Below are 26684 nucleotides of genomic sequence, written 5' to 3'. Positions count from 1 at the left end.
ACGATGAATATTCAAATGATGAAACGCTTCGCGCACGGTGCCGCCGTGCCCGTGGCCGTGCTGCTGCTGTGGCAAGCCATGTCGACGTTCGGCTGGATCAACCCGCAAATCCTGCCCTCGCCCGTGGCCGTACTGGTGAAATGGTATGAATACCTGGTGCCGATGGAAGCCTACACGCCCGAAACGGGCAATTACCTCGTGTGGATGTTCTCCGGCGAACTGCCGCACGACGCCTGGGCCAGCCTGTCGCGCGTGCTGGGCGGCTTCGCCATCGGCGCGGGCCTGGCCTTGCCGCTGGGCTTGCTGATGGGCACCAACAAGACCATCTATAAACTGTTCGACCCGCTGGTGCAGGTGCTGCGCCCGATTCCGCCCATCGCCTACATTCCGCTGGCCATTTTGTGGTTCGGCCTGGGCAACCCGCCCGCCTTCTTCCTGATCAGCATCGGCTCCTTCTTCCCCGTGCTGATGAATACCATCGCCGGCGTGCGCCAGGTCGACGGCATCTACATCCGCGCCGCGCGCAACCTGGGCGCCAGCCAGATGACCATGTTCCGCCGCGTCATCCTGCCGGCCGCCACGCCCTACATCCTGGCGGGCGCGCGCATCGGCATGGGCACGGCCTTCATCGTCGTGATCGTGGCGGAAATGATCGCCGTCAATAGCGGCCTCGGTTTCCGCATCCTGGAAGCGCGCGAATATTTCTGGTCTGACAAGATTATCGCCGGCATGTTCACCATCGGCCTGTTCGGCCTGGCCATCGACATGGCCATGAACGCCCTGAATAATCATTTGCTGCAGTGGCACCGCGGCCTGGAACACTGAGAGGAACGGCCATGACCACGATCAATATCAATGCAGTCAATAAAATCTTCACCACGGGCGGCGCGGACGTCATCGCCCTGAAGGATATCAACCTGGAAATCGCCAGCGGCGAGTTCATCTGCCTGCTGGGACCTTCCGGCTGCGGCAAGTCGACCCTGCTCAACGCCATCGCCGGCTTTTCGCAGCCGACGTCCGGCCAGATCCTGGCCGGCGGCAAGCTGATCACCGAACCCGGTCCCGACCGCGGCATGGTGTTCCAGGAATATGCGCTGTTCCCGTGGATGACCATCGAGAGCAATATTGCTTTCGGCCTGGAAATCGCCGGCAAGACGCCGGCCGAAATCAAGGAACGGGTCGACATGCTGCTGAGCATGCTGGGCTTGACGGAATTCCGTGCCCGCTACCCGAAAGACTTGTCGGGCGGCATGCGCCAGCGCGTGGCGATTGCCCGCGTGCTGGCCCTCGATTCGCCCATCATGCTGATGGATGAACCGTTCGGTGCGCTGGACGCCTTGACGCGGCGCAACCTGCAGGATGAATTGCTGAAAATCTGGAAAGTCTTCGGCACCACCATCGTGTTCGTCACGCACTCGATCGAGGAATCGATCTACCTGGCCGACCGCACCATCGTCATGACCTACCGTCCCGGCACCATCAAGCGCGACGTGGCCATCGAACTGCCCCGCCCGCGCGACCCGAGCGACCCGGAGTTCAACCGCCTCAAGCGCATGCTGGGCGAGATGGTGATGGAAGAGCAGCAAAGGCACCATAACGCCGAGACCATGGCCAGCACAGCAGATTAGTGGTGTCTGACCAAACCTACTGCGCGTCGGTATAGGCGGCCTGCGATGCTCACCGTACTAGAGTACGGTTCCGCTTCTCGGCCACCTCTCCCTTCCGCTCGCTACGGTTTTGTCAGACACTGCAACTTTGCATGTCAGTCGTAAATCAGGATTCACCCATTCGGGTGAATCCCGCCGTACACTACCATTCCTTCTTTGCGGCACACGCAAGCTTAACCCGACACACGGAGCACCATGGCATTCGGCAAATGGACCCTGAGACCCGCGCTCGGCCCCCTGCTGGCCGTGGGATCGCTGGTCGTGCTGACGTGGGCGTCGTATGCCTGGGTCAAGCAGCGCCAGCTCGATGAATTGCACCGCACCCTCGATTCACGCGCGGAACTGTATGCGGCGTCCATCGGCGGCGCCCTCAACAAGTACGAATTCCTGCCCCTGGCCGTGGCCCAGAGCGATGCCGTGGCGCAATTGCTGGAACAGCCCAGCGCCGACAAGGTCACACAGATCAACGCCTACCTGGTCGACATGAACCGCCGCGCGGGCGCCTTTGCCGTCTACGTGCTCGACGACAAGGGCACGACCCTGGCGTCGAGCAACTGGCAAGACCGCAGCTCGTATGTGGGCGTCAACTACGGTTTCCGGCCCTACTTCAAGGATGCGATTGCGGGCGGCATCGGCCGCTTCTACGGCATCGGCGCTTCCACCTTCGAGGCCGGCTATTTCATTTCGCAACCCGTGCAGCGCAACGGGCGCATCATCGGCATCGTCGCCGCCAAGGTCAACCTGGACTGGATCGAGCAATCGTGGCGCACGCCCGGCGCCGGTGAACAGATCTGGGTCAAGGATGCAAATGGCGTGCTGATCCTGGCTACCACGCCCGCCTTCAAGTTCAAGACCCTGGCGCCCCTGTCGCCGGCCGCGAAGAACGATATCAGCGCGCAGCGCCAGTTCCTGCAGGAAAATCTGCCCATCTTGCCGCACCGGTTGCGGCGCCAGTTTGCCGACGGCGCCAGCGTGATGACGCTGGAACGTCCGCAGACGGGCGATACGCCCGCCCTGTCCGGCAGCGCCGACTATCTGGCCGTGAACCGCGCGCTGGGCCCGCTGCAATGGCAAATCACCGTGCTGGCCGAGCTCGACCAGGTCGACGAGGCGGCGCGCAACGCGGCCATCGCCGCCGCGCTGGGCTGGGCGCTGCTGCTGCTGGCCCTGATGTATGCGCGCCAGCGCCGGCGCCGCATCGCCGACAAGCTCAATGCGCAACAGACGCTGGCGCGCGCCTATGAACAGCTGGAAATCAAGGTCGAGCAGCGCACGGCCGACCTCGTGCATGCGAATGGCCGCCTGCAGGCGGAAGTGGCCGAGCGCGAGCGGGCGGAGCAGACCCTGCGCTATGCCCAGGCGGAATTGGTGCAAAGCGGCAAGCTGGCGGCCATCGGCCAGATGGCGGCCGGCGTCACGCACGAGCTGAACCAGCCGCTGGCCGCCCTGCAGACGTTTTCCGACAATGCCAAGGTGTTCCTGGCGCGCGGGCGCATCGACGATGCGCTCGACAACCTGTCGACCATTTCCGACCTCGTCAAGCGTCTCGGCTATGTGACGTCGCAACTGAAAGGCTTTGCGCGGCGCAGCGACGATGCCCGCAAACCCGTCAGCGTGCGCCAGGCGTTTGCGCAAACCATGCTGCAAATCCGCACGCGCAAGCATTCGCAGCGCCTGACCCTGCATGAAAGCTGGCTGGAGGACGACATCATCGTGCTGTGCAACGCCATCGGCCTGGAACAGGTGTTTACCAATCTGATCACGAACGCCATGGATGCCGTGCCGGAAAACGAGCCCGTGCAAATCTGGTTCCAGGTGCGCCGCGAAGGCGACCTCGCCGTGCTGCATATCACCGATAATGGCCCCGGCATCCCGCTCGCTTCGCTGGACAAGATCTTTGACCCCTTCTATACCACCAAGGAACACGGGCTGGGCTTGGGATTGTCGATCAGCGCTGGCATACTGCGCGCGGCCGGCAGCGCATTGGCCGTGCGCAACCGCAGCGCGCAGGAAGGGGGCGGCGCGCAATTTACCATCACCCTGAGCTGCGCCCCGGGGGAAAAGAATAAAGAGACAGAGGAAACACCCGATGCACGAGAATAATTTTGAAGGCATGCAAGTGCTGCTGGTGGAAGACGACGCCGTCGTGCGCAAGGGCGCGCGGCAATCGCTGGAACTGGCGGGCTTGCAAGTGACGGCCGTCGCCACGGCCGAGGAAGCGCTGCCCTACCTGGTGCCGGAATTTGCGGGCATTTTATTGAGCGATATCAAACTGCCCGGCATGGATGGCTTGAAACTGCTCGATATCGCCGTGGCGCAGGATGCCAGCCTGCCCGTCATCCTCGTCACGGGCCACGGCGACGTGTCGATGGCCGTGGGCGCCATGCGCCGTGGCGCCTACGATTTCATCGAAAAACCGTTTTCCGCCGACTTGCTGGTGGAAGTGTGCCGCCGCGCCCTGGATAAACGCCATCTGGTGCTGGAAAACATGAACTTGCGCCGCCAGCTCGAGCAGCGGGTCGGCATCGAGGCGCGCATCGTGGGCCGCAGCGCGGCCATGGCCAAGGTGCGCCAGCTGGTGCTGAACCTGGCGCCGAAATCGGCCGACATCATCATCCTCGGCGAAACGGGGACCGGCAAGGAACTCATCGCCCGCTGCCTGCACGATTTCAGCGAGCGGCGCGACCACCCGTTCGTGGCCATCAACTGCGGCGCCCTGCCCGAATCGATCTTCGAATCGGAACTGTTCGGCCACGAAGAAGGGGCATTCACGGGCGCGCAGCGCCAGCGCATCGGCAAGATCGAGTACGCCAACGGCGGCACTTTGTTTTTAGACGAAATCGAAAGCATGCCGCTGGCCCTGCAAGTCAAGCTGCTGCGCGTGCTGCAGGAACGGCAAGTGGAACGGCTCGGCTCCAACAAATTGATTTCCGTCAATTTCCGCGTCATCGCCGCCGCCAAGGAAGACTTGAATGTGCTGGCCGAACAAGGGAAATTCCGGCCCGACCTGTATTACCGCCTGAACGTGGCCAGCCTGACCTTGCCCGCCCTGCGCAACCGGCGCGAAGATATCCCGCTGCTGTTCGAATTTTTCGTGCTGCAGGCGGCCTTGCGCTACGGCCAGCCGGCCGCCCTCGTCAGCGGCGAACTGATCGCCTCGCTGATGGCGCAGCGCTGGGCCGGCAATGTGCGCGAGCTGCACAATGTGGCCGACCGCTTCGTGCTGGGCCTGCTCGACGACACCCTGAGCCCGGCAGGCTGCCGCGAAGCATCCTTGGCCGAACAAGTGGACACCTTCGAAATTTCCATCATCGAAGAAGCCTTGCGCCGCCACAATGGCAACGTCATCGACGCGGCCGCCAGCCTGAATATCCCGAAGAAGACCCTGTACGACAAGCTCAAGCGCTTCGATATCTCGACGGAACAGTTCCGTTGATCTGAAGCAAATAGCCGACACGGCCATGAGGCGGCGTCCTACCCGTGCGGGCGGACTCCTGTGTGAGAATGCAGGCTCAACCTCATTTCTCACAGGATACCGCCATGAAAACCGCCGCTCTCTTGCTGGCCGCCACCCTGATGACCGTCGGCGGCGCCTGGGTGCAAGCCCAGTCGACGACGAATGTGAACCAGACGGGCAACCACACCAACAATGCCAGGGATCCGGGCCAGCAATCGGACCAGTCCGACAAACTCGACAACAAAGGCAAGCTGGTGCACGACGCCAAGCCCGGCAAGACGCGCACGGACAAGCGCACGCGGCGCGGCAAGCCCGTGGCCACGCCGGATACTCCGGCCGCCAGCGGACCGGCCACCGCGCCGCCAGCGACGCCCGTCGCGCCGGCCCGCTAAGTCTGCCTCCAGCGCTGCGCCACATTGCTCCAAGGCACGTTATCATCGCGCCTTTGCAATATATTCAGGATGACAATGAAAGCAGCATGGTGTGGAATGGCGGCGGCCAGCGTATTCGCGGCCGCGAACGTACAGGCGGCGCCTACAGTGGGCGAATGCATGGAATTGACGACAGGCATCAAGTTCAGCAAGAACAATGGCGATGCGCAAGTCAACGTCGAAGAGATGTTCGAGGGCAAGAAACAGAAAGGCACGCAGCTGATCCTCGACGGCGGCGTGCTGCTGGCCACGTCCTACCAGGATATCCGCGACGGCCAGGTCTTCCTGACGGGCGCCATCCATTACAACGAAGACGGCACCGTGCGCAGCAAGAACGTCTACACGCCGCAGTCCGCCATCCCCGCCAACATGCGCCCGGGCCAGGAAGTGCGCGTGCAGTTCACGGACACGCAAACGAGCACCCATTACCCGCTGGCGGGCCTGTCCGACAAGATCACCACCTCCACGCGCACCGATAAACGCGATTTCTCCATCACCTTCCTCGGCTGGGAACGCCTGGAACTGGGCGGCCGCCGCTTCCCCGACGCCTGCAAGTTCGAACTGCGCGACGTGGGCGGTAAGAGCCGTGGTAAAAGCGGCGAATACGTGTGGTACGCGCAAGGCTATGGCGCGATCATGACGGACAAGCTGGACAAGGATGGCGACGTGCAGCCCGCGTACCGCATCGCGCTGACGAAGATCATCAGCGCACCGTAAGGACACCTTCTTTTCCGCAATGCTTGCGGAAACGCAATTAATCCACCATCCCGCCCCTCTACACTGACCTGTCTGGTCAGCCTGGAGCGGCGATGGCGTATCCCAAACTTCCGTATACCAGCGGCAAGAGCACCGCCCTGCTGCACTGCGACCGCACGCAGGAAGCCATCGTGCGCATCCGCCCCGAACTGCCGGGCAACGTCATCGTCATCCATGGCGTCAATGACGTGGGCACGAGTTTCAGTGCCGTGGAAAAGGGGCTGTGCCAGGGACTCGACGCGCGCATGTACGGCGGCGGCCACGTTTTCACCCCGGCCGCCTACCGCCTGCCGCAGGAGGCCGACAAGCGTGAAACCATCGCCGACCCGGACGATGTGTATTTCAAGCGCAAGCCTGATGAGGCGACGTACAGCCCCGTCATTCCGTTTTACTGGGGCTTTCGCGAACGCGGCAACGCCAGCAAAGTGATCAACGGCCAAAACACTGACCGCTACGGCAACCGCCTGGACAAGGACATGTCGAAGAACGGCGGTCCGTTCGGCAATGCCACCAACACCCTGCCCGACATGTGGAACAAGGGGCTGTTTTCACCCTACGATGTGGGCGGCGACCCCGTGCGTCCACTGATGACGGCGCCGGGCCGCATGTACATGGTGCTGGCGGCCAAGCGCCTGGCCGCGCTGATCGCCATGATCCGCGACTACGACAGCGACGACGTGGTATCCATCGTCGCGCACAGCCAGGGCTGTCTGATCTCGCTGCTGGCGCAAGCCTTCCTGCTCGATGAGGGCAAGCGCCCCGCCGACACCCTGATCCTCACGCATCCGCCCTACAGCCTGGTGGAAGACACGACGATGTTTTTCGGCGCGGCGGAGGCGAGCCGCATCTTCGGCGGCGGCCGCGATGCTGCGATGGAAAGCCAGTACGACGCCATCGACAACCGCCAGACCCTGCATGCACGCCTGCAAACCCTCGTACAGATCGTGCAGGGCGTGGTGGCAAAAAAGCACGCCACGCCCGCCTTTGCGCACATCAAGGATCACACTATCTGCCATGGCATGGCGGGCGCCGCATGGCGCGCGGAGGCGGACCGCGACAACCGGGGCAAGGTTTACCTGTACTTTTGCCCCGAAGACATGACTGTGGCGCTGGATAATATGCAGGGCATAGGCTGGCAAGGCATACCCGACCACATCGATGGCCATGGCCTGTCCAAAACCAGGGGCAAGACGAACAAAAGCATCTGGGGCGACGGCCCCACCTACTGGGAAAAGGAATTCCAGCGCCGCCAGCCGCTGGCGGAACTGGGCAAAGGGTTTTACCAGCGCGTATTTACCAACAAACAACGCCCCGATGCGGCCGGCAAGAACCGCGGGCCGGTGCCGGTGGGCCTGCCGCCGCACGACTTCGCCCTGCGCGTGGAAGGCGAGGATGACCATGCCCACGTGGCGGGCGCCAACCGGGGTCACCGCGCCAGCCATGACGAAGCGCCCTGGCCGCCCGTCAAGCCCAGCAAATGGAATGTCTTTTCCACGGCAGCGGGAAGGCGCGACGGCTTGCGCACGATCAATGGCGAAGCGCTGCGCGTACCCACGAAGGCCGTGTTGGACGGCGGCGAGATCCGCCCTGGGCAATTCCCGAAGGATTCCGACCAGGCCAGGCTGCCGCGCGACCAGCAAGGACCGTGCGAGGAAGTCGACCCGATCGACGCGGCCATCGCGGTGACCAGCAAGCAAGGTTTGCGCATGCGCAAGCAGGAAATCATCGCCGACCCGCGCCCGCTAAAACACCGCATTCCCGAGTACGGCGCCGGCATGTTCGGCGCGGGCGAGCGCGAGCAAGTGGAAAAGGCCCTGAACCTGGACAAGGAAGCGGGCGACCAATGCAAGCTCGACCGCGTCTCGCGCCACCCGGGCGGCGGCGACAGGCTGCGCGTGGACCGCGAAGAAACCCCGAACGAGGCGCGCCAGCGCTGGCAGAACGAGGTCAGCCCCAAATCCTTCCACGGCGCCATCATCGGTAACGCAGAAAACCACCGCAACGTGACGGCGTATGACGTGGCCATCGGCGGGGGCAAGGCCAGCAGCGATCCGAGGTTTTACCGGTATTTGTGTGCGGTGGCGGATTGGCGGCTGCAAAACGACAAAAAAAATCCTATAAGACAATCCATCCTGAGATGGGAGGATTTCATGAAAAAATTTGCAGCCTATTGGGCTGCAGAACCTCTACAACGCAAGCAAATCATTGAAGGTAATGCCCATTATTACAGTTCGGGAGAGTTACCAGCCTTTGTGCCCGCATTGCAAGCAGGCCTGCCGTCTACCGTCATTTGTGAAATAGTCAACGGTAGGCGCACTGAGTCGCTCATCACTCCGGTCGTCCATAAATCAAGCGACGATATTCCAAGATGAAAAATTTATTCCCACGCTGGCAGTATTCGATTGGTGCAGCTGCCATCGTGTTGGCACTGCTACTACTGTTCATTCCATCCCCTTTCTTGCTGGAGTTCACAATGAGCAGAAAAATATGGAAGCACCTGCAATGGTTCTTGCTGATCCCCCCCATCGTGGCAGCTACATTGCTCGGCTCTCGCTGGCTGCATTCGCCCAAGCCCGTGGCCGTCGCAAAGCCGCAAGTGCAGCAGGCGGCGCCTAGCGAACAGGACAAGCGGGAATATGTGCTGGAAGTGATCGGTCTCGGCGTCACCCTGGACAAATACCGGCAGGGAAAACTGTGGGAAGCGCTGCAGCAGGGAAACGCCTATGCCAGCATCCGCGAACAGGACAAGGAAAAGTACACCTGGGATGCCATGCAAAGAGCTGGAATAGCAGGTGGCCGCGGTGGCGACACACTGGAGAATGGGGCGAGGGATACTCCCATGTATTTTGGCGTCCCCGTTTTCAATGCTGAGCCACCAATCTTTAATTCGCGCATGCTGGACAGCCCCGACTCGCCAGCCATAGGCCTGGCCGGTGGCGCCGCGTCATCCGGTCTGCACTGGCATCTGTTCGCCAGTGGTCCACGCCGCCTGAGCGAACATCCGGACCGCATCCTGGAAGACGTGTTCGCCTTTTTCGATGCCCATCCCGACGTGCCTTACATCGTGCTCAATTCCGAAGACAGCATGCCCACGCGCAACCTGTACAGCCCGGACAACTCTCCGCCGCTCACACATGACGGCCGCTACATTCCCGAAATGCCCGACGCCTCCGCCCTGTTCGTGCTGGCCCGGCGCGAACGCATCGATGCCGTGCGAAAGTTCGCCTACGACGATGCACCGCCCGAGGATAGCGTCGATGACTTGAATACCTACGGCGTGGCGCGGCGCCTGTATCTGGCCTACTATGACTTGATGGGCACCGTGCCCCAGGAACGTCTGGAAAGCGACCCGGCAGCCACCACCCGGCGCCAGCCCTCAATCGCCGAATGGCTGCCCGTCGCCGCACAATTCGCCCGGCGTCCCGACATCCGTGGCACGGGCAGCTTCAGCATGCTCGACAAGCTCCAGCACAAGACCTATCACCCGCCGAAAGAGTGGCAGCCCACGCCCTGGTTTCCTGTGCCCTTCAACAAGGAACAGTTGGCGCAACTGGACCGCCTGCCGACCTTCGGCTTCATCCACAGGCCCACGTTCGTCAGGATGACGGATGAACACGGCAAGCCGCTCACGCGCCGCGACCAGCGCGAACAGGCATTGCAGGCGGGCTGGCAGGAGGCCCTGCACAGCTTGCCGGAAAGCGAACGTCCCGCCGCGCCGGCGCGCCTGGTCGCCGCCACGGGCGGCAATCAGGCACAGCTGGTGGCGTTGCACAAGACCTTGCTCAAGCATGCGGAAGATGGCGGCACGGAACTCGACAGCGGCAAGCCGCAGCAGTGGATCGATACGGACCAGCGCCTGGGCAACACGGGCGCGGCCACTCTGTTCGTGCAAATGGCCGTCGGCGTGATGGGCAGCTACCGCGACGGCGGCGTCAGCGCCGTGGTGAATCTGCGTAATCCGGAAGAAGCGACCATCGTGCTGGTCAGTCCGCCATCGGACGAAAGACGCCGCACGCAAAAACACCCGCACGGCGGCGATGTATTGCGGCATTACGTCACGCCAGCCATCGACCCAGCGAACTATCCATCGAACTGATTACTTACCCTGTGCGGCAAGCTGCGCCAGCGCATTCCCCCGCACTTGGAACGCCACCTGCGCCACCGTCTTGCCGGCGTCGTCGACGAGGGCCAGCGCGTGCTTGCCGGGCACGGGGCGCCAGCTGATGCTCTCCGCCGCGCCGCCCATGTCCTTGCCGTCGAGCACCCAGCGCAAGTCGCGGCTGCCCTGGGCCTGGAAGAACACGCGCTGCAGGGCGGGCGGGATGTCGGGATCGATGGCGAGGATGCTGTCGTCGGCCGGATACACGATGGCGGGCGGCTTCACGGTGTCGCCCACGACGGCGATGACGGGGCTTTCCGTGCCGGCAATAAACCATTCGCGGCGCGGCGCTTCCAGCGCGGGCTGGTACGCCACCATTTGCTGCAGCACGCCGGGCGGCGCTTTCGGCGCATGGCTGGGCACGTTCCTGTGCAGATAATCCATCACGTCGCGCCACACGGGCGCGGCGCCCGTCACGCCCGACACGTCCCACATGGGCTTGCCGTCGAAGTTGCCCACCCACACGCCCACCGTGTAGCGCGCCGAATAGCCCATGCACCAGTTGTCGCGCATATCCTTGCTCGTGCCCGTCTTGACGGCGCTCCAGAAATTCGTCCCCAGTTCGTTGCGCAAGCCAAAGGTCATGCTGCGCGCGGCGCGGTCGGCCAGGATGTCGCCCACGATGAAGGCGGCGCCCGCTTCCATGACGCGGCGTTTGTCCTTGCCCGCCTGGCCCGGCTGCAGGCTGGCCGTGCTGTACAGCCCGCCATTCGCCAGCGCGCGGTAGGCGTTGGCCAGTTCCAGCAAGGTCACTTCGGACGAACCCAGCGCCAGCGAAGGGCCGTAGTATTCGGCCGGTTCCGTCAGGCTGGACAGGCCCACGTCCTTCAGGCGGTTGTAGAAGCCGTCCTGCCCCGTCAGCAATACCGTGCGCACGGCGGGAATATTGAGCGAACTGGCCAGGCTGGTGCGGGCGCTGACATACCCTTTGAAATTGCGGTCATAGTTTTGCGGCGCATACATGCCGGACGCCGTGGCGACGTCGAGCGGCGAGTCGTCCATGACGGACGCGGCCGTCATCAGCCGGCGCTCGATGGCCAGTTCATACAGGAATGGTTTCAAGGTGGAACCAGCCTGGCGCAGGGCCGCCACGCCGTCGACATGGCTGCCGCCCGCATTGCCGACATAGGCGAGAATCTCTCCGCTGCGGTTGTCGAGCACGATGATGGCGCCATCGTTGACATTGCGCTCGCGCAAGGACGCCAGTTGCTGGCGCAGGTTTTCCTGCGCGAAACGCTGCAAGGGGCCGTCGAGGGTGCTGGCGACCTGCGCGCCCGGCTGTTTCAACAGTTGCTGCGCCACTTGCGGCGCGGGCGCCAGCTCCGCATACAGGGCGTTGCGCTGCAAGGCCGTCTGCACGCGCTGGCCGATCAGCTGGCAACTGCTGTCCATGCGCCATTCCTTCGCCAGCGCGCAGGCGCGGCGCGTGACGGTGGCCGGCGGCGCGTTCGGCGCCCGCACGAGGCTGGCCAAAATAATGCCATCCGTCTGGTTCAGGCCCGACGGCGCCTTGCCGAACAAGCTGTACGAGGCGGACGCGATGCCTTGCAGCTCGCCACGGAACGACACGAGGTTCAGATACGCTTCGAAAATCTGCGCCTTGCTCCAGCTATCCTCGATGGCCTGGGCCGCGCGCATCTGGTCCCACTTCTGGCGCAGGCTGCGTCCGCCCGAGGACGCCTGCAAGTCCGCATCCAGCTGGCCTGCCAGCTGCATGGTGATGGTGGAAGCGCCCCGGGGTTTCTTGGAAAACAGATTGTCCCAGGCGGCCGTGGCCAGCGCGGACACATCCACGCCGCCGTGGCGCATGAAGCGCTGGTCTTCCGCCAGCAGCACGGCTTGCTGCACGGCAGGAGAGATGTCGGCCAGCGGCACCCACGGCAAACGCCGCACCTTCATGTCCACGCGCAAGGATTGCAGGGGCGCGCCGCTGCGGTCCAGCAATTGCGCTTCCGAACTGCGGTAGGCGGCCTGCACCTGGGCCGGCGTCAGGACCACCTCGGCGAAAACCTGGCCGGCCAACAGGCAACCCGTGACAAAAATCAAACTCTTCACTGCCCCACCTTCACATTCGCGTTCGGCGACTCGCCAAACATTTCCGGCGAATACATGGCTTCGATGCGCGTGGCGGGCAGGCTGAAATCCCCGGCATTGTTCAGGCGCACCGTGTATTCCACGCTCCAGTTACCCTTCGGCACGAAGGCGTAATAGGCGCGGAAGGCGTCGAAGGCCCGCTCCTCGAACGTGGGCCAGACCCAGCCCGTGGATTTTTCGCCGGCCGTCAGCAGCTGCGAATCGCGGCCCAGGCCGTTGCCCAGCACCGTGGCGCTGGCGGGAATCGGGTCGTCGACCACCACCCAGCTCATGTCCGCCTGCGCCGACAAGTCCAGGCGCACGCGGTAGACATCGCCGCGCGACCACGCACCCGCCGTCTTCTGTTCCACTGGTGTAATGGTTTTCTTGATCGTGTAACCGCTGGACACGGGCGCCTTGAGCGGGATGGCGGCCAGGCTTTGCACGGTGGCCCACGGCTTGCCCGTGCCGCTGTGCGCCAGGCCCAGGGTGTCCGTGCCCTTCGGCCACGCTTGCAGCACGGGGCCCACTTTCGCCGCACCATTCCACACGAGCGCTTGCGTATCGCTGCCCAATTTGACGGCGCTGGCGCCCGTCACGGGGGTGGACTCGAACTTGGCCGAGAACTTGGCGATCGCCAGGGTGCCCCAGGCGTTGGCCACCGTCGTATCCCAGCGGCCCTTCTTCTGGCGGCCCATGCTGCCGCGCACCAGGCGGCCGATATCGTCCTTCCACGCCGGATTGTCCATCACGGCCAGCAGCAGGCGGTTGGCATTGACGTCGCCGGAGACCATCAGCCACCACCAGTTATCCTTGCGCTCGGTGGAAAAGCCCATGGTCGTGCCCTGGAAGTTCAGGCGCGAACGCAGGATCTGCTGCGCCTCGGCCTGCAGCGCATCGCGGCGCGCCAGGCTAGGCGTGCGTTGCAGCAACAAGCTCCAGTCGATGACGGCCGACGTCGGCCACAGGTTCGGGTTGATGCTGATGCTCTCCAGTGCGTCGGGCGGCACCTTGTTGGAACGCGACAGCGCTTCCAGGGCGGCCAGCTTGCGCACGGCCAGGTCGGTCGTATCCAGCGCGGAACGGCGCACGATGCGGCCTTGCACGAAGGCCGTCAAGGCTTCTTCCATGCGGTTCTTCGTCTGTTCGGGAATCGCATAGCCCGCCTCCCTCGTTGCAGACAGCACATACGCCGTCAAGCTGTCGCTGCCCTGCTCCATGATGGGGAAGTATTTCAGCATGCCATCGCTGTCCAGGTAGGCGGGCAAGCTGGCGGCCAACTTGTTCCACGCCTCCTGGTCTTGCAGGGCGATGGCTTTCGACGTGTTTTGCTCGAAGCAGGTGTACGGATACGCAGCCATGTACTCGCGCACGCCGGGCAGCTCGCCGCCCAGTTTGGCGACAAAGCTCGTCTGGATGCCGCCCCGGCCCGGCAAGGCACCAGCCGGCATTTGCACGGACATATTGACGGGCTTGTCGATCTGCTGCAAGGTGGCTTGATAGGTGCGCACGGGCGTGGCCTGGCCCACTTTTTGCGTGATTTTCAGCTTGTCCGTATGGTTTCCTGCTTTCGCGCCGATCTCCCACACAATGCTGGCCGCGCCGAGCGGCACCTGGTAATCCCAGCCCACTTCGCGCGCCTCGCCCGCCGCCAGGGTCACACTCTGGCGCGGCAAGGCCTTGCCGGCCGCCGTGGCATTGAGATCCACGCTCAAGGATGCGGCCGAGGTGTTGCGCACCGTAAAGCCGGCGCGCAACTGATCGCCTTCGCGCACGAGGGTCGGCAAACCGGACAGCAGGATCAAGTCTTGCGAGCTGCGGATGTCCGTGCTGCCCGTGCCAAACAATTCCTTGCCGGCACTGGCGATGGCGACGATGCGGAAGCCCGTCAGCGAATCGTTGAGCGGCACTTGCACGGTCGCTTCGCCCTTGGCGTCGAGCTTGACGGTGCCCTTCCAGAACAGCAGGGTGTCGAACAGCTCGCGGCTGGCGCCCTTGCCGCCGCCACCGCCGGCCGGAAACGCCTTACGGCCGAAGTGGCGCTTGCCAATCACCTGCATCTGCGCCGTTGCCGTTTCCACCTGCAAGCTGCGCTGCGCCATCATGGTGTCGAGCAACTTCCAGCTATCATTGGGCATCAGTTCCAATAAACCCGTGTCGACGGCCGCCAGCGCCACTTCGGCGCCGGCCGGCAAGGCTTTACCGTCGGCGCGGCGCACGCGCACGGACACCTCCGCCTTGTCACGCGTCTTGTACACCTCCTTGTCGGACACCACCATCACGTTCAGTTCATGCGCCTGCCACCCCACGTTCAGCGGTGCGATGCCCATCTTGTAGGCTGGCTTGCCCAGGTCGACCAGGGCCGTCGGCTGCACGCCGTCCACCCTGCCCCGCACGACAAACACGGAGACATACACATTCGGCGCGTAGTTCGGTTTGACAGGGATAGCCACCACCGGTTCCCGGCCATTGAGCTGGCGCACATAGGTGTCGAGGATGCCTTCACGCTCGACCGTGATCAGGGCCGTGCCCGAGCGGAAGGGCATGCGCACTTGCAAGCTCGCTTCCTGGCCCGGCTCATAGCGTTTCTTTTCAGGCAACACATCGATGCGGTCATTGTCGCTGGCGTTGAACCACCAGTCGCCGCTGCCGGCCACCCAGGTTTCGCGGTTGGCGACGGCCGCATTGCCGGCACCATCCTGCGTGCGGGCGCGCAGTATCAAATTGCCGCTGGCGGGCGCCTTCACGTCGCAGATCAGCAAACCTTTGCTGTCCGTCTTGCCCGAGCACGCGGGGCCCAGCTTGACGACTTCGCTGCTGTTTTCATACGCATAGAAGCCGCCGATCAGGCGCCGGCGGTGCGAATAGCTGTTGCGCTGGAAGAAATCCACGGCGACCGGAGCGTTCGCCACGGGCTTGCCATTGGTGCCCAGCACGGCCACCGTGAACTTGAACGCATCCTTGCTCAGGGCCCAGGCGTCGGGCTTGATGCCGATCACATAGTTGGACGGCCACAGCGGCACCCGCGCAGCCACCGAGGCTGTCTCGCCATTCGCATCCTGGAAAGCCATTTCCGCCACCAGGTCGCGCGGCGTGGACAGCTGCGGCAGCTGGTCGATGACGATGCGCGCGCCGCCCGCCTTGTCCAGGATCAAGCTTTGCGTGCGCGCAGCCGCCGCGCCGGCGCCGGCAGCACCATGGCCTTCGTCCTGCCATTCGCCCTCATCGTCGTCGTAGCCCGTGCCCTGTTTCACCAGGCCTTCCTTCACGTCGCCATTGCTGAAGCTGTAATCGGGATAGTCGGCAAACGTCACGCTCTTGTCTTGCAGCACCGTACGCAGCTTGACGGGCGCATTCGTGGCGGCGCCGCCGGCCAGATAGGTGATTTGCGCATCCAGTGCCAGCTGCTTCGCCTGCACGGCGGGGGCTTTCGGTCCCTGCAGCACGGCTTTCATGGTGGGCACGCGGAACGCTTCAACGCGGAAACTGCCGGAAGGACGGCCCGCCATCGTCACGCTGTACTCGCCCTGCTTGGCGTCGGCGGGAATGAGCCAGTCGCTTTCCGCCGTGCCGCTGGCCGACCAGCGCAGGGGCAACTGGTAGTTCTGGTCGCTGCCCTGGTGCGTGATGACGATGGAGGTGGCGCTGCCGGGGCCGTTGTTCTTGTCGACCAGGCTCATGCCTTCACCCGTGTGCTTGCGGATGAAATGCTTCATGTGCACGGTTTCGCCGGCGCGCAGCAGGGTGCGGTCGAATACGGTGGCCAGCAAGGTGTTGTCGGCGCGCGTGTCGTCTGTGGGCAAATTGAAGCGCCACGCTTCGATGCCGCCCACCCAGTCCGACAGGGTGAACGTCATGTCGCCGCCGCTGCGCGCACTGATAAAGTAGCGGCCATTGTTCTTGCAGCTGGAATTGGCCAGCTCGCCGGGGATGTGCGCCACGCCGTCCGCGCCCGTGGCGCCTTGCCACAGCAGCTTGCCGGCGCAGTCGCGTACGGCCACTTGCGCTTTCGCAACAGGCGCGCCCTTGTCCAGCGACGTCACCCACACGAGCGACGATTGCGCGCCATGCTTGAAGTGGGCCGCCAGGTTCGTCACCAGCGCGGCCGTGCGGATGTAGGCCGTCGTCGGTTTGCCCAGCAGCACTTTGCCCAGGATGGGGCTGGCCAGCTCGACCACGTAAAAGCCCGGCTTCTGCAACGGGATGCCGATCACTTCAAAGGTTTTCTTGCCGTCCGGACGGGGCAGACTGAGGGGGCGCGTGCCGGCCGCGTCTGCCAGCACGGATTTGCTCATGTTGCCAGCATATTGAGCGTACGGCTGCCAGTACTCTCCCCCGTCGCCATTGCCGGCCAGGCGCCGCATCCACTCGATGACGAACTTGTCGTCATTGTCGGGCACGCGCAAGGTGGCGCCGCTGGCGGCGGCTGGCTGGGCGATTTCCTTGCCCGACAGCACGGGCTCGATGTTGCGCACGGTGACGGGCAGCAAGCCGTCGCCCTTCGCTTCGATGATGCCGAACGGGGCCGGGAACTTGAGCAGCGGCGGCTGTTCGCCCGTGCGCACCGTCATGGGGAAGCGCGCGCGGTTGAGCAAGGCGCGGCCCGCGTCATCCGTCAATTTAGGCGGCAAATTCAGCACGAAACTGGCTTGCACGGGAAACGGACCGTTGAAGGTGGCGCCGTACAGGAATTCCGCCTTTTCCTCGTCTTTTGATATCGTCGGCGCATACGTCTTGCCGCCGCCCTTCAGGGTCATGGCGCGCACCTGCGCCGCGCTCACGGGCGCGGAAAACTGCACGCGCATGGGCAGGAAGGGAATGCATTGCTCCTTCGGATTGCTGCGCTCGCAGCTGAACTTGGCCGTGAAATCGGGCCGCGTCTTGAACTGCAGGGTTTGCGCCTTGTCCGTGGCGATGCCGCTGGCGCTGGCAATGCCCTCGCCCCACACGAGCGACACCTTGGCGTTGGCGGGGAAGCTGCGCTTGCATTGCAGCACGGTGACGGGCAGCGGCGGCGCGCCCTTGCTGGCGACGGGCATGCCCACCTTCCACAGCGTGCCCCGCTTCTTGAAGTACACGGTCAGGTAACGGTCGAGAAAACTCTTGCGCAGGGTCAATACCTGCTCCAGTTCCTTGCCTTTGAGCAGGCGCACGGGAATCTTTTCATTGATGCCATCGGCGCGGCAATATGCGTTGGCGGCCACGCTGGCCTCGTTCGGCGCGGCGTCCAGGCCCAGCACGAAGACCTGGTTTTCATCGATATACGGCTGGCCGTCATATGGTACGGCCTCGACGATGGCCGGCCCGCCCGTGGAAAAGCGGTAAGCGCCAGTGCCCTGCAAGGCCTGGCCCGCCACGTCCTTCAACCCCGCTTTCAAGGTGAAGCTGCACGCCACGCCGGCCGGCAAGTCGCGCTCGAAATCGTAGTTCCAGTTGCGCTCGTCGGCCCAGCGTCCCGCGCCCGCCACGACGGCAGGCTCGGCCTTGCCGCAATCGATGGCGAACGGCGCGGGCAAGCCCATGTCGCCGAACGGCACCATCGGCGTGGCGAACTGGGCCCGCACCTGGCGCACGGCCTTGACCGTGCCGCTGGGCGAAAACAGGGACACGCCGCTATCGGCCCAGGCCGGCATGGCCAGACCCGGCAACAGCAGCAGGCCCAGCAGACATAGCGGGCCCAGTTTGCCAGACAGCGGGGAAGAAACAACACGGGGGTGATCAGGCACGGGTGACTCCTTGATGAAAAGTGGCGGAGCTGGCTGCGGCGCGCAAAAGTTGCCTGAAAGAAGCCCGGCAAGGCAACAGAACGCGGCAGGAATACAACATCAATGTAATATTAGTTATCAAGCTCATCATTGTTGCTAATATACAGTGGCACGCTGGTAACAAGTCGTACGATTGCCTCTGGTCGCGGCGCCAGGAAGTGGCCGTGATTGCAAAAGTTTCCCGAGGCGAATTAGTTTTTTTCAACACCGAAGTCTTTGTCGTGAATCTGCAACACCATTGATATACAACAATGCTTTGTGCGCCAACGCACCGACCACTTGAACCTGCAACCGTATTCTCTAGTCCAACAGCAGTGCATTTATCGCAAGAAAGCGCACCTGGAATTGTTGTCTACCTCTAGCAATAGCATGTCTGGCAGTTGTCGCATTGATGCAGTAGAGAAAATCTCTTATCAACGTTGGGAGTTACTTGTGAATAATCTAAAAAAAATCGCCGTCGCCGCCGCAGTACTGTGCTCCGCCCTCGGCGCACAGGCCCAGGAAATCAATCCCTCCTGGTACATTCAACCTAGCATCAACGCACTCAAACCAGATTCCGACTTCGCCACGGATAAAACCGGCTATGGCGCGGGCTTGCGTTTCGGTAAACCCGTTTCGCCGGACTGGGATATCCAGCTGGGCACCACGTATGCCCGCTCCAAGGATGGCGGTCAGCGCTACCAGCAAAATACGCTGGGCGTAGACGGCCTGTACATGTTCTCGCGCAAAGCCTTCCGTCCCTTCCTGCTGGTCGGTGCCGGCATGCAGCGCGACAAGGACACCAGCTCCGCCTTCGGCGAACGCAGCAAGAGCTCGCCATACGCCAGCGTGGGTCTGGGTTTCCAGTCCAGCATCACGGATCAGTTGTCCGTCCAGGCTGACGTGCGCAATGTGCACGGCTTCCTGCGCGGCAACACCTTCGACCCGAGCAGCAAGTCCAACAATTACTATGTCACCGTGGGCCTGAACTACGCGTTCGACAAACCGCCTGCACCGCCGCCACCACCGCCACCGCCGCCAGTGCGTGAAGAAGTCGTCGTGGTCGTGCCGCCACCGCCACCACCACCGCCGCCACGCTTTGAAAAAGTGACGATGGCGGCAACGGAACTGTTCGCGTTCGACAGCGCCAAGCTGGGTCCGACACAGACCAAGCTCGACGAAATCGCCCGCGTGCTGAACGCAGCGCCGGACGTCAACAACGTCGTCATCAGCGGTTATGCCGACCGCATCGGTTCGCCCAAGTACAACCTGAAACTGTCGCAGCAGCGCGCTGATGCAGTCAAGGAATACCTGGTCGCTCACGGTGTCGCCGCCAACCGCCTGACGGCCGAAGGCAAGGGCTCCACCAATCCTGTCGTCACCTGCGATAACAAGAAACGTGCCGACCTGATCAAGTGCCTGGAACCAAACCGCCGCGTTGAAGTGGAACAGATCACCATCGAACGCCGCGTGCAGTAAGCTCAACAGTGGTACGCCACTCGTGAATAGAAAAAGGGGCTCGCGCCCCTTTTTTGCATTGAAAGCCATCATGAATATTTCCCCCCGCTATCCCAGACTGGCCGGCCTGGCGCCGTTCAGCAAGCAGATGCGCAGCGTCATCGTCTGTTCCGTCACCGAATGGCTGGAACACCGCGCCTCGAGCAAGGGCGCCGCCCTCGCCTATTACACCCTGTTTTCCATCGCCCCCATCCTCGTGCTGGTGATCGCCATCGCGGGCTTTTTCTATGGTCCGGCCGCCGCGCGCGGCGAGCTGATGGGGCAATTGCAGGGCTTGCTGGGCACGCAGGGCGCCGAAGCCATCCAACTGGTGCTGGCCGGCGCGAAGAATCATGAGCAAGGCCGCATCGCCACCCTCATCGCCAGCGCCCTGCTGCTGTTTGGCGCCACCAGCGTGTTTGCCGAGCTGAAAGCCAGCCTGGATGAAATCTGGCAAGTGCCGCCCTTGAAGGAAGCGGGCGCCTGGGACATGCTGCGCACGCGTCTGCTCTCCTTCGGCCTGGTGCTGGTGCTGGCCTTCCTGCTGATGGTGTCGCTGGTGGTCAATGCGGCCATGGCCATCCTCGCCAATTTCTGGGAAGGCGTGTGGAAAGACACGGCCGTGCTGTTTACCATCCTGTCGAACCTGATCGGCTTTGCCGTCATCGCCAGCCTGTTTGCCGTCATCTATAAAATGCTGCCGCGCGTGCGCCTGTCCTGGCGCGACGTGGTGATCGGCGCCGTGGGCACGGCTTTCATGTTTTCCTTGGGGAAATATGCAATTGGCGTGTATATCGGCAATAGCGGCGTGGCCAGCAGCTATGGCGCGGCCGGTTCGCTCGTGGCCCTGCTGTTGTGGGTGTATTACTCGGCGCAAATCTTCTTCCTGGGCGCCGAATTCACGCGCCAGTTCGCCCTGCAGCTGGGCAGCATGAAGGATATGCCGAAGACGGACGATGGCGATGTGCAAGTCAAGATATTGAAACGCCACCAATCCTGAGCCGGCTGCGGCAAGTCAAAACGGCGCCCGCGGGCGCCGTTTTTCTTGAGCTACCGCAAGCTATTCACCCAGCAGCTCGGCCACCACTTCCATGCCCTGCACGCGCTCGGCCACGACTTTCACGATGACGATGATGGGTACGCCCAGCAGCAAGCCCCAGACGCCCCACAGCCAGCCCCAGAACAGCAGGCTGATGAACACAGCCGTGGGATTCATGCGGGCGATGCGCCCCGTCATCCAGGTGGTGACAAAGGTGCCCACCAGGGTGGCGATGGCCATCGACGTGCCCGTCACCAGCAAGACCATTTCCAGCGATTCGAACTGCAAAAAGGCCACCAGGCCCGTGGCGATGGTGATGAGCAAGGGGCCGAAATACGGCATGATGTGCAGCAAGCCGGCCACGATGGCCCAGGCGCCCGCGTTTTCCAGGCCGATCACGCGCAGGGCGATCCACATCAGGACGGCCAGCAAGCCATTCGTGACGAGCAGCATGAACATATAGTTCTGGATCGACGTATTGATGTCTTCCAGGATGTGCACGGTGACCTTCTTGCGGCTCAGCGACGGCCCCGTCAGCTTGACGAGCTTGCGCTTGAAGGTATCGCCCGACAGCAGCAGGAAAAACACGAGGAAGATGACCATGGTGGCCTGGCTGAGGAAGCCCACCAGGCCCAGCGAGCCGGCCCATACCCAGTCCATGATCTTGAAGTTGGGTGCCTCGGCCGCGGCGGCGCGGCGGTTGTTGCGGCGCGCTTCGGCACCGGCGGCCACTTGCTCGATTTCATTGGCCACGGCTTGCATCTTCTGGAAGGTGCTGTTCTTGCCGCCCGTACTGGCGGCGATCAGGCGCGACAGTTTATGCGTGGCGGCCGGCAACTCTTCCACGATGGATTCGAATTCGCCCTGCACGCGCTCGACGACGACGATGGAGCCGAACAGGATCAGGGCAGTCACGGCAGTGGCGGCGATGGCGCGCGGCAGGCGCAGCTTTTCCAGCCAGGCGACGACGGGATTGAGGGTATAGGCAATGAAAATGCCGAAGATGACGGGAATGAGGAATTTCTGTGCCCACTGCAGCGCATAAATGAAGCTGACGGTGGCGATGATGCCCAGCGCCATGCCGCGCGCATTGACATGCAGCGGCAAACGCAGGGATGCGTCCGGATTCTCCACGGGCGCGCCGGGAGGTGGCCCGGCAGGCTCGGTGGAGGCGGCCGCCACCGGCTCGGGCGGGGTATCTGTAGGCTGGATATGCATGCGATTCCCGCGACGGTCGGTGGTGGGCCGCAGGGCCAGCCATGGGGCGGGCCGCTGCGGCAGGTCAGGCCATTACTTGACGCGGATGTCGTTTTTCACCGACTTCACGCCCTTGACGCCGCGGGCGACTTCGCCTGCTTTGGCGGCATCCGACGGCTGGGCCACGAAGCCGCTCAGCTGAACCACGCCCTTGAAGGTTTCAACGTTGATTTCCGTCGATTTCAGGGTAGGCTCGTTGAAGATGCTGGCTTTCACCTTGGTGGTGATGGCCGCGTCGTCGATGTACTCGCCCGTGCCTTCCTTGGTTGGGGTCGAAGCGCAACCTGCAACGGCGAACAGGGAAGCGACGAAAAGGCCAGTAGCGATAGATTTAGTGAATTTCATGGTGGTTTCCTTAGGAGTGGTCAATCAATGTGCTCACAATGAGCTTCTTATACCAGTCTGGTGACTGCGCGCCGGAGGGAGCTCAGTAGCCGAACTGGGTTTTTGCAGCCTTGATACAGTCATCCTTGGCTGCGCCGGCTAATGCATCGCATTTTTCTGTCGCGACCTTGTACTCGGCTTTTCTTTTTGCTTCGCGCGCATCGCTGCGCGCTTCGATCACTTTCTTGTCCGCCTTGGCGTCGGCCAGGGCCGCCACCTTGGTGGACTTGGCCAGCTTGACGCAGACATCCTTGTCGTTGCCCGTCAGCGCATTGCAGCGCGCCAGGTCGACGTCGTAGTTGGCATCGGCAATCTTGATGCGCGCCTTGGTGTAGGCACGCAGGGTATTCGTGTATTGCGCCTGGGCCACGGCTTCATCGTAGGCGCGCACGGCCTTCGCTTCGGCGATGCAGACATCCTTCGGGTTGCCCGTGATTTTTTCGCATTCCGCATGCGCCAGCTTGTAATTGAGGCCCGCCTGCTCGTTGGCCGCCTTGTACGCTGCTTTCGCTTCCGGCGTGGCAGCCACTGCCTGGCCGCCCCAGGCGGCGCACGCCAGGCTGACGACGATGGCGGTGAAAAGCTTATTCTTGTTCATCTATTTCTCCCTGGTGGTAGCAAGCATGTCTGCCTGGCATGACTACCGTTTTACGTGGATCGCCGCCTCTCTTCTGTACGCTGCCGTACACAAGTAATTTATTTTGAAAGCGGGAGGCAGACAGGGAGAAATAACAACGTTTTGCGGGATCGCCGTGGTAAAAAATACCATTTCGACACGAAATAAGTACGTGCGGCAGCGTACAGACCGGGGACGGGGGCATGACTAAGATGGCACTACACCCTCACCTCGTCAGGAGAATAAAATGAAAACCAACGCCACCATGGCTGCACTGATGCTCGCCGCCACCGCCGTACTGAGCGGTTGCGCCACCGGCCCTTCTTACCAGTCACAACAACCATACTATCCAGCCAACCAGCCTGAGTCCGCCATGTACGGCACCGTCGATTCCATCCAGCTCGTGCAGGGCGGCGGACAGACCAGCGGCGCCGGCGCCGTCGTGGGCGGCATCGCGGGCGCCCTGCTGGGCAACACCATCGGCTCGGGCGGCGGACGCACGGCCGCCACCGTGGCGGGCGCCGTCGCCGGCGGCGTCGTGGGCAACCAGGTGGAAGGCCGCAGGCAGCAAGCGCAGGGCTACCAGATCAGCGTGCGCCTCGATAACGGCGAATACCGCACCGTGGTGCAGGACAACGCGAATGACTTGCGCCCAGGCAATCGCGTGCGCATCGTTGACGGCCGCGTCTACCGCTATTAATCCGCTGGCCAGGCTTGCCCGCAAGCCTGCGCCGGACCATGCACCAACTAGGAGATACCATGGGCACCATCATTCTGATCATCTTGATCCTGGCCCTGGTCGGCGTCCTGCCTACCTGGCCGCATAGCCGCAACTGGGGTTACGGCCCCAGCGGCATCGCCGGCCTCGTCGTAGTGATACTGATCCTGCTATTACTGACGGGCAGGTTGTAAAAAAAGGCGCTACGGCGCCTTTTTTATTTCAAGGAGGAAATATCATGACTATCCACAACACACTGTTGGCTACCCTGTTCGCCTGCAGCCTGACACCGCTGGCACTGGCCCAGACAGCCGCGCCGCAGCCGGGCGACCCGCAACGCTGGTACCAGGAAGACAGCACGGCGCAAGCCCAGCTGCGCACCCTGCGCAAGGAAATCGCCGCCGCCCTGGCCGAAGCCAAGAAAGCCTGCCGCTCGGAACCGTCCGCCGCGCGCGCCACCTGCCTGAAGGAGGCGCAAGACACTTACCGGCAAGACATGGCGAACGCGGAAAAACTGCGCGAAGCGGCCCATCCGCAGTAGTGAAGCGTACTCTTGCGACTCGGCCTGATCAGGCGGCGTCGCGCTCGTAGGGCGGCAGTTCGTGCACCACGAGCGGCGTATCTTCCGTGACAAAGGCGAGCCAGCCGGCCGCCTTGATCGCGCGCAAGCCATCCTGGTAGCCCTGCTCCCAGCGCCACTCGATGGAGCCCTTGGAAAAATTGATGTCCTTGGCCGCCATGTGCCAGTCGCGCCCCGCGTACGGCAGGCGCACGATGTGCATGGTGCTGTCGCAGCCCAGCGCGACCAGCTCTTCCGTCTGCTGGCGGTTGTGCTTGGTGTCGGGCAACCCGGCGTACAGTTCGCGCAATTTGCGCTGCAAGGTATGCGTATTGACATAATCGGCGATATGCCGCTTCGAGCGCGACGCGAAGGTGACATCCTTTTGCCGCGTCTGCACTTCGTCGAGGGTGGTCGGTTCCGGTCCTTCCGAGCTCCACAGGTCGACCATGAAGACGAGGGTGTCCACGTGGGGCGTGTCGTCGAGCACGGTTTCCAGCGGCGTGTTCGAGTACAGGCCGCCATCCCAATATAAGTCGCCATCGACGCGCACGCCGGCAAAGCCGGGCGGCAAGGCGCCGCTGGCGCGGATATGGTCCGCCGTCAGGGGCTGCTGCTGGCTGTCGAAACTGGTGAGGCTGCCGCATTTGACCCGCAGGGCGTTGACCGTCAGGCGCATGCCGCCGGGCTGGTTCAGGTAATCGAAATCGACCAGATCCTCGAGGGTGCTGGCCAGTTCGCTGGTGTCATAGAAGCTGGCCTCTTCCGGCTTGACGGCGATTCCTGCCGGAAACATGCTGAAGGAACGCGGCTTGAAGAAGCCGGGCACGCCCCGCAGCACCGTATCGAGCGTGGCCAGCCAGATGTTCGAGCGGCGCTGCTGGTCCGATACCAGGTTCATGTCGATGCTGTCGCGGTGCGCCACGCGCTGCCAGAACTGTTTCAAGCGCACGAGCCGGTCTTCGTGCTTGTTGCCGGCAAGAATGGCGGCATTGATGGCGCCGATCGAGGTGCCCACCACCCAGTCGGGCGCCAGGCCATGTTCGTGCAGCGCGTGGTAGACGCCAGCCTGGTAGGCGCCCAGTGCGCCGCCGCCTTGCAGCACCAGCACGATGCGCAGGCGCGAGGGATTTAACTGATTGATCGGTGTCTTTGAATTCGTCATCGAGATGGCCCTCTGTCCGCCGCGCGGGTGCGGCGTGAATCATTGTAAGGGATTGCGCCGGCACGTGCCGGACGTTGGGTACGGGCAAAAAAAAGGCTATGTCACCGTCAAATGTGGGAATGCTCCCAGCGTTGCTTTCAATAACGTTTCTGGTGAGCGGATGCGCCTGGCGTCGAGTATCCAGCGCCAGCCCAGGTAATTCGGCAGGTAGCGCGTCGCCACGCCGCGAAAGGGCCGCAGCCAGTCCCGCAGACGGCTGTGATACGCATTGACGTTCTGCACATGCGCGGCGCCCTGCACACGGATGCCGGCGCGCAAGTTGACGGCCTGGTGGCTGATGCCCGCTTCCCTGGCAAACGCCCGGTAGGCGGCATGGCCATCCGTTACCAGCAGGACATCCTTATCGATGACGGGCAACAAACAGCGGTGCAGCTGTGCCTTCGTCAACGCCCCTTTGCCTGTGACGAAATCGAGGGTCTGGCCTGTACGGTCGCGCGCCACCAGGATACAGACCTGCTCACCGGAAATACCGCGCTGGCGGGCATGGCCGCCCCGGCGGCGGGCCGGACGCGTCATCTGCCTGGATCCTTTTTCCGATTCCAGCACATATAACTCGTCTGCCTCGGCAATGCCATGCAGGCCATGCGGCCGATCCGTCCTGGCGACGCGGAGAAAACGGTGGCGCCAGCGAAACGTGGTGTTGCGGTGCAGTCCCAACTGCTGAGCGGCCTGGCGTACCGACCTGGAATCGAGCAGGCAATCGGCATAGGCGATCCACAACGATTTATGGCGCAAGCGGGACAGCGGCGTGCCCGTCAAGGCATTGAAAGTGCGCCCGCACGGTACACAACGGTAGCGCTGCAAGCCATGCGCATGGCCATGCCGGTGCAGCTGATGCGAGTGGCAGGCGGGACAGGCCAAGCGCGGCTGCGCCACGCTTTCCAGCAGCGCGACGGTCGCGTCATGTGGCGCGTTGCCACGCAGCAAGGTTATGCCTGCCTGCCGCTGGCGCCGGTTCAGGTAAGCAAACTGTGCGATAAAGCTGATCCAGTCGGCTGGCTGCATGATCTGCTCCCTGCGTGGTGAATATGCAGAGTCAGACAGCGCAGCCAACGGAAGATTCCGGCATTTCCCCTACTTGCCGAGGACAGAGCCAAAAAAA

At 63.1% G+C, this 26684-nt stretch carries 20 protein-coding genes; 13 read left to right on the top strand and 7 right to left on the bottom strand.

Annotated features, from left to right (window positions below):
* Positions 1-15: 15 nt before the first annotated feature.
* The 8 genes from O3299_RS01045 (at position 16) to O3299_RS01010 (ending at position 10407) form a co-directional block, all read left to right on the top strand.
* Complete coding sequence (locus tag O3299_RS01045) at positions 16-825, top strand: ABC transporter permease (RefSeq protein ID WP_369812242.1); 810 nt, start codon at positions 16-18, stop codon at positions 823-825.
* An 11-nt stretch (positions 826-836) separates the two neighbouring features.
* Positions 837-1628, top strand: coding sequence for an ABC transporter ATP-binding protein (locus tag O3299_RS01040; protein WP_077401587.1), 792 nt, complete (start codon positions 837-839; stop codon positions 1626-1628).
* Positions 1629-1862: 234 nt separating this feature from the next.
* Entirely contained in the window at positions 1863-3770 is a 1908-nt protein-coding gene (locus tag O3299_RS01035) for an ATP-binding protein (RefSeq protein ID WP_099664876.1), read from the top strand.
* Positions 3757-5103: a sigma-54 dependent transcriptional regulator gene (locus O3299_RS01030; protein WP_034758888.1), complete on the top strand. Its 1347-nt coding sequence runs from the start codon at positions 3757-3759 to the stop codon at positions 5101-5103. The genes O3299_RS01035 and O3299_RS01030 overlap by 14 nt, the downstream gene beginning before the upstream one ends.
* A 104-nt stretch (positions 5104-5207) precedes the next feature.
* Positions 5208-5516, top strand: coding sequence for a hypothetical protein (locus O3299_RS01025; protein ID WP_305061302.1), 309 nt, complete (start codon positions 5208-5210; stop codon positions 5514-5516).
* A 159-nt stretch (positions 5517-5675) separates the two neighbouring features.
* Positions 5676-6272, top strand: a complete 597-nt coding sequence (locus O3299_RS01020; RefSeq protein ID WP_305061301.1) for a hypothetical protein — start codon at positions 5676-5678, stop codon at positions 6270-6272.
* Positions 6273-6364: 92 nt separating this feature from the next.
* Positions 6365-8683 (top strand): DUF3274 domain-containing protein, encoded by a 2319-nt coding sequence (locus O3299_RS01015; protein WP_305061300.1) that lies wholly within the window; start codon positions 6365-6367, stop codon positions 8681-8683.
* Between the two features lie 101 nt (positions 8684-8784).
* The gene (locus O3299_RS01010; RefSeq protein ID WP_289919137.1) at positions 8785-10407 is read left to right on the top strand and encodes a DUF2875 family protein; all 1623 of its coding nucleotides are present in this window, start codon (positions 8785-8787) and stop codon (positions 10405-10407) included.
* Here O3299_RS01010 and pbpC read toward each other — a convergent pair whose 3' ends face one another.
* Together pbpC and O3299_RS01000 are read right to left on the bottom strand one after the other, a co-directional pair.
* Positions 10408-12525 (bottom strand): penicillin-binding protein 1C, encoded by a 2118-nt coding sequence (pbpC, locus tag O3299_RS01005; protein WP_370385260.1) that lies wholly within the window; start codon positions 12523-12525, stop codon positions 10408-10410.
* A complete protein-coding gene (locus O3299_RS01000) occupies positions 12522-18269 on the bottom strand; it encodes an alpha-2-macroglobulin (protein ID WP_305061299.1) in 5748 nt (1915 codons plus the stop codon). The genes pbpC and O3299_RS01000 overlap by 4 nt, the downstream gene beginning before the upstream one ends.
* A gap of 471 nt (positions 18270-18740) precedes the next feature.
* Here O3299_RS01000 and O3299_RS00995 point away from each other — a divergent pair, with 471 nt between their 5' ends.
* Positions 18741-19766, top strand: a complete 1026-nt coding sequence (locus tag O3299_RS00995; protein ID WP_099664883.1) for an OmpA family protein — start codon at positions 18741-18743, stop codon at positions 19764-19766.
* Positions 19767-19836: 70 nt separating this feature from the next.
* Positions 19837-20784, top strand: coding sequence for a YihY/virulence factor BrkB family protein (locus O3299_RS00990; protein WP_099664884.1), 948 nt, complete (start codon positions 19837-19839; stop codon positions 20782-20784).
* Positions 20785-20844: 60 nt separating this feature from the next.
* On the opposite strand, the gene O3299_RS00985 is transcribed toward O3299_RS00990, so the two are convergent.
* The 3 genes from O3299_RS00985 to O3299_RS00975 all read right to left on the bottom strand — a co-directional run bounded on the left by O3299_RS00985 (position 20845) and on the right by O3299_RS00975 (position 23062).
* A complete protein-coding gene (locus tag O3299_RS00985; RefSeq protein WP_370385259.1) occupies positions 20845-22041 on the bottom strand; it encodes an AI-2E family transporter in 1197 nt (398 codons plus the stop codon).
* A gap of 72 nt (positions 22042-22113) precedes the next feature.
* Positions 22114-22425 carry a BON domain-containing protein gene (locus O3299_RS00980; RefSeq protein ID WP_046682432.1) on the bottom strand — a complete coding sequence of 104 codons (312 nt, stop codon included), beginning with the start codon at positions 22423-22425 and terminating at the stop codon, positions 22114-22116.
* Positions 22426-22507: 82 nt separating this feature from the next.
* The gene (locus O3299_RS00975) at positions 22508-23062 is read right to left on the bottom strand and encodes a hypothetical protein (protein WP_071078642.1); all 555 of its coding nucleotides are present in this window, start codon (positions 23060-23062) and stop codon (positions 22508-22510) included.
* Positions 23063-23327: 265 nt separating this feature from the next.
* Here O3299_RS00975 and O3299_RS00970 point away from each other — a divergent pair, with 265 nt between their 5' ends.
* The 3 genes from O3299_RS00970 to O3299_RS00960 are packed head-to-tail and all read left to right on the top strand — an operon-like array spanning position 23328 to position 24339.
* A complete protein-coding gene (locus O3299_RS00970; RefSeq protein ID WP_077401560.1) occupies positions 23328-23780 on the top strand; it encodes a glycine zipper 2TM domain-containing protein in 453 nt (150 codons plus the stop codon).
* Between the two features lie 59 nt (positions 23781-23839).
* Positions 23840-23992 (top strand): DUF3309 family protein, encoded by a 153-nt coding sequence (locus O3299_RS00965; RefSeq protein ID WP_010396415.1) that lies wholly within the window; start codon positions 23840-23842, stop codon positions 23990-23992.
* Between the two features lie 44 nt (positions 23993-24036).
* Complete coding sequence (locus O3299_RS00960; RefSeq protein WP_305053488.1) at positions 24037-24339, top strand: hypothetical protein; 303 nt, start codon at positions 24037-24039, stop codon at positions 24337-24339.
* Between the two features lie 28 nt (positions 24340-24367).
* Here the strand turns inward: O3299_RS00960 and O3299_RS00955 are convergent, their stop codons facing one another.
* Together O3299_RS00955 and O3299_RS00950 are read right to left on the bottom strand one after the other, a co-directional pair.
* The gene (locus O3299_RS00955; RefSeq protein ID WP_305053489.1) at positions 24368-25522 is read right to left on the bottom strand and encodes a patatin-like phospholipase family protein; all 1155 of its coding nucleotides are present in this window, start codon (positions 25520-25522) and stop codon (positions 24368-24370) included.
* A 96-nt stretch (positions 25523-25618) separates the two neighbouring features.
* Positions 25619-26587 carry an IS1595 family transposase gene (locus O3299_RS00950; protein ID WP_099664888.1) on the bottom strand — a complete coding sequence of 323 codons (969 nt, stop codon included), beginning with the start codon at positions 26585-26587 and terminating at the stop codon, positions 25619-25621.
* Positions 26588-26684 lie beyond the last annotated feature (97 nt).

This window comes from Janthinobacterium sp. SUN176, assembly GCF_030587335.1.
Lineage (GTDB): Bacteria > Pseudomonadota > Gammaproteobacteria > Burkholderiales > Burkholderiaceae_D > Janthinobacterium > Janthinobacterium kumbetense.
Note: the sequence above shows the minus strand (reverse complement) of the source record. Positions and strands in the feature narration are given on the sequence as shown.

Coding starts and splice junctions, on each gene's coding strand:
- O3299_RS01045 (WP_369812242.1), top strand. CDS start 16: ATGATGAAACGCTTCGCGCACGGTGCCGCCGTGCCCGTGGCCGTGCTG.
- O3299_RS01040 (WP_077401587.1), top strand. CDS start 837: ATGACCACGATCAATATCAATGCAGTCAATAAAATCTTCACCACGGGC.
- O3299_RS01035 (WP_099664876.1), top strand. CDS start 1,863: ATGGCATTCGGCAAATGGACCCTGAGACCCGCGCTCGGCCCCCTGCTG.
- O3299_RS01030 (WP_034758888.1), top strand. CDS start 3,757: ATGCACGAGAATAATTTTGAAGGCATGCAAGTGCTGCTGGTGGAAGAC.
- O3299_RS01025 (WP_305061302.1), top strand. CDS start 5,208: ATGAAAACCGCCGCTCTCTTGCTGGCCGCCACCCTGATGACCGTCGGC.
- O3299_RS01020 (WP_305061301.1), top strand. CDS start 5,676: ATGGAATTGACGACAGGCATCAAGTTCAGCAAGAACAATGGCGATGCG.
- O3299_RS01015 (WP_305061300.1), top strand. CDS start 6,365: ATGGCGTATCCCAAACTTCCGTATACCAGCGGCAAGAGCACCGCCCTG.
- O3299_RS01010 (WP_289919137.1), top strand. CDS start 8,785: ATGAGCAGAAAAATATGGAAGCACCTGCAATGGTTCTTGCTGATCCCC.
- O3299_RS00990 (WP_099664884.1), top strand. CDS start 19,837: ATGAATATTTCCCCCCGCTATCCCAGACTGGCCGGCCTGGCGCCGTTC.
- O3299_RS00985 (WP_370385259.1), bottom strand. CDS start 22,041: ATGCATATCCAGCCTACAGATACCCCGCCCGAGCCGGTGGCGGCCGCC.
- O3299_RS00980 (WP_046682432.1), bottom strand. CDS start 22,425: ATGAAATTCACTAAATCTATCGCTACTGGCCTTTTCGTCGCTTCCCTG.
- O3299_RS00975 (WP_071078642.1), bottom strand. CDS start 23,062: ATGAACAAGAATAAGCTTTTCACCGCCATCGTCGTCAGCCTGGCGTGC.
- O3299_RS00970 (WP_077401560.1), top strand. CDS start 23,328: ATGAAAACCAACGCCACCATGGCTGCACTGATGCTCGCCGCCACCGCC.
- O3299_RS00965 (WP_010396415.1), top strand. CDS start 23,840: ATGGGCACCATCATTCTGATCATCTTGATCCTGGCCCTGGTCGGCGTC.
- O3299_RS00960 (WP_305053488.1), top strand. CDS start 24,037: ATGACTATCCACAACACACTGTTGGCTACCCTGTTCGCCTGCAGCCTG.
- O3299_RS00955 (WP_305053489.1), bottom strand. CDS start 25,522: ATGACGAATTCAAAGACACCGATCAATCAGTTAAATCCCTCGCGCCTG.
- O3299_RS00950 (WP_099664888.1), bottom strand. CDS start 26,587: ATGCAGCCAGCCGACTGGATCAGCTTTATCGCACAGTTTGCTTACCTG.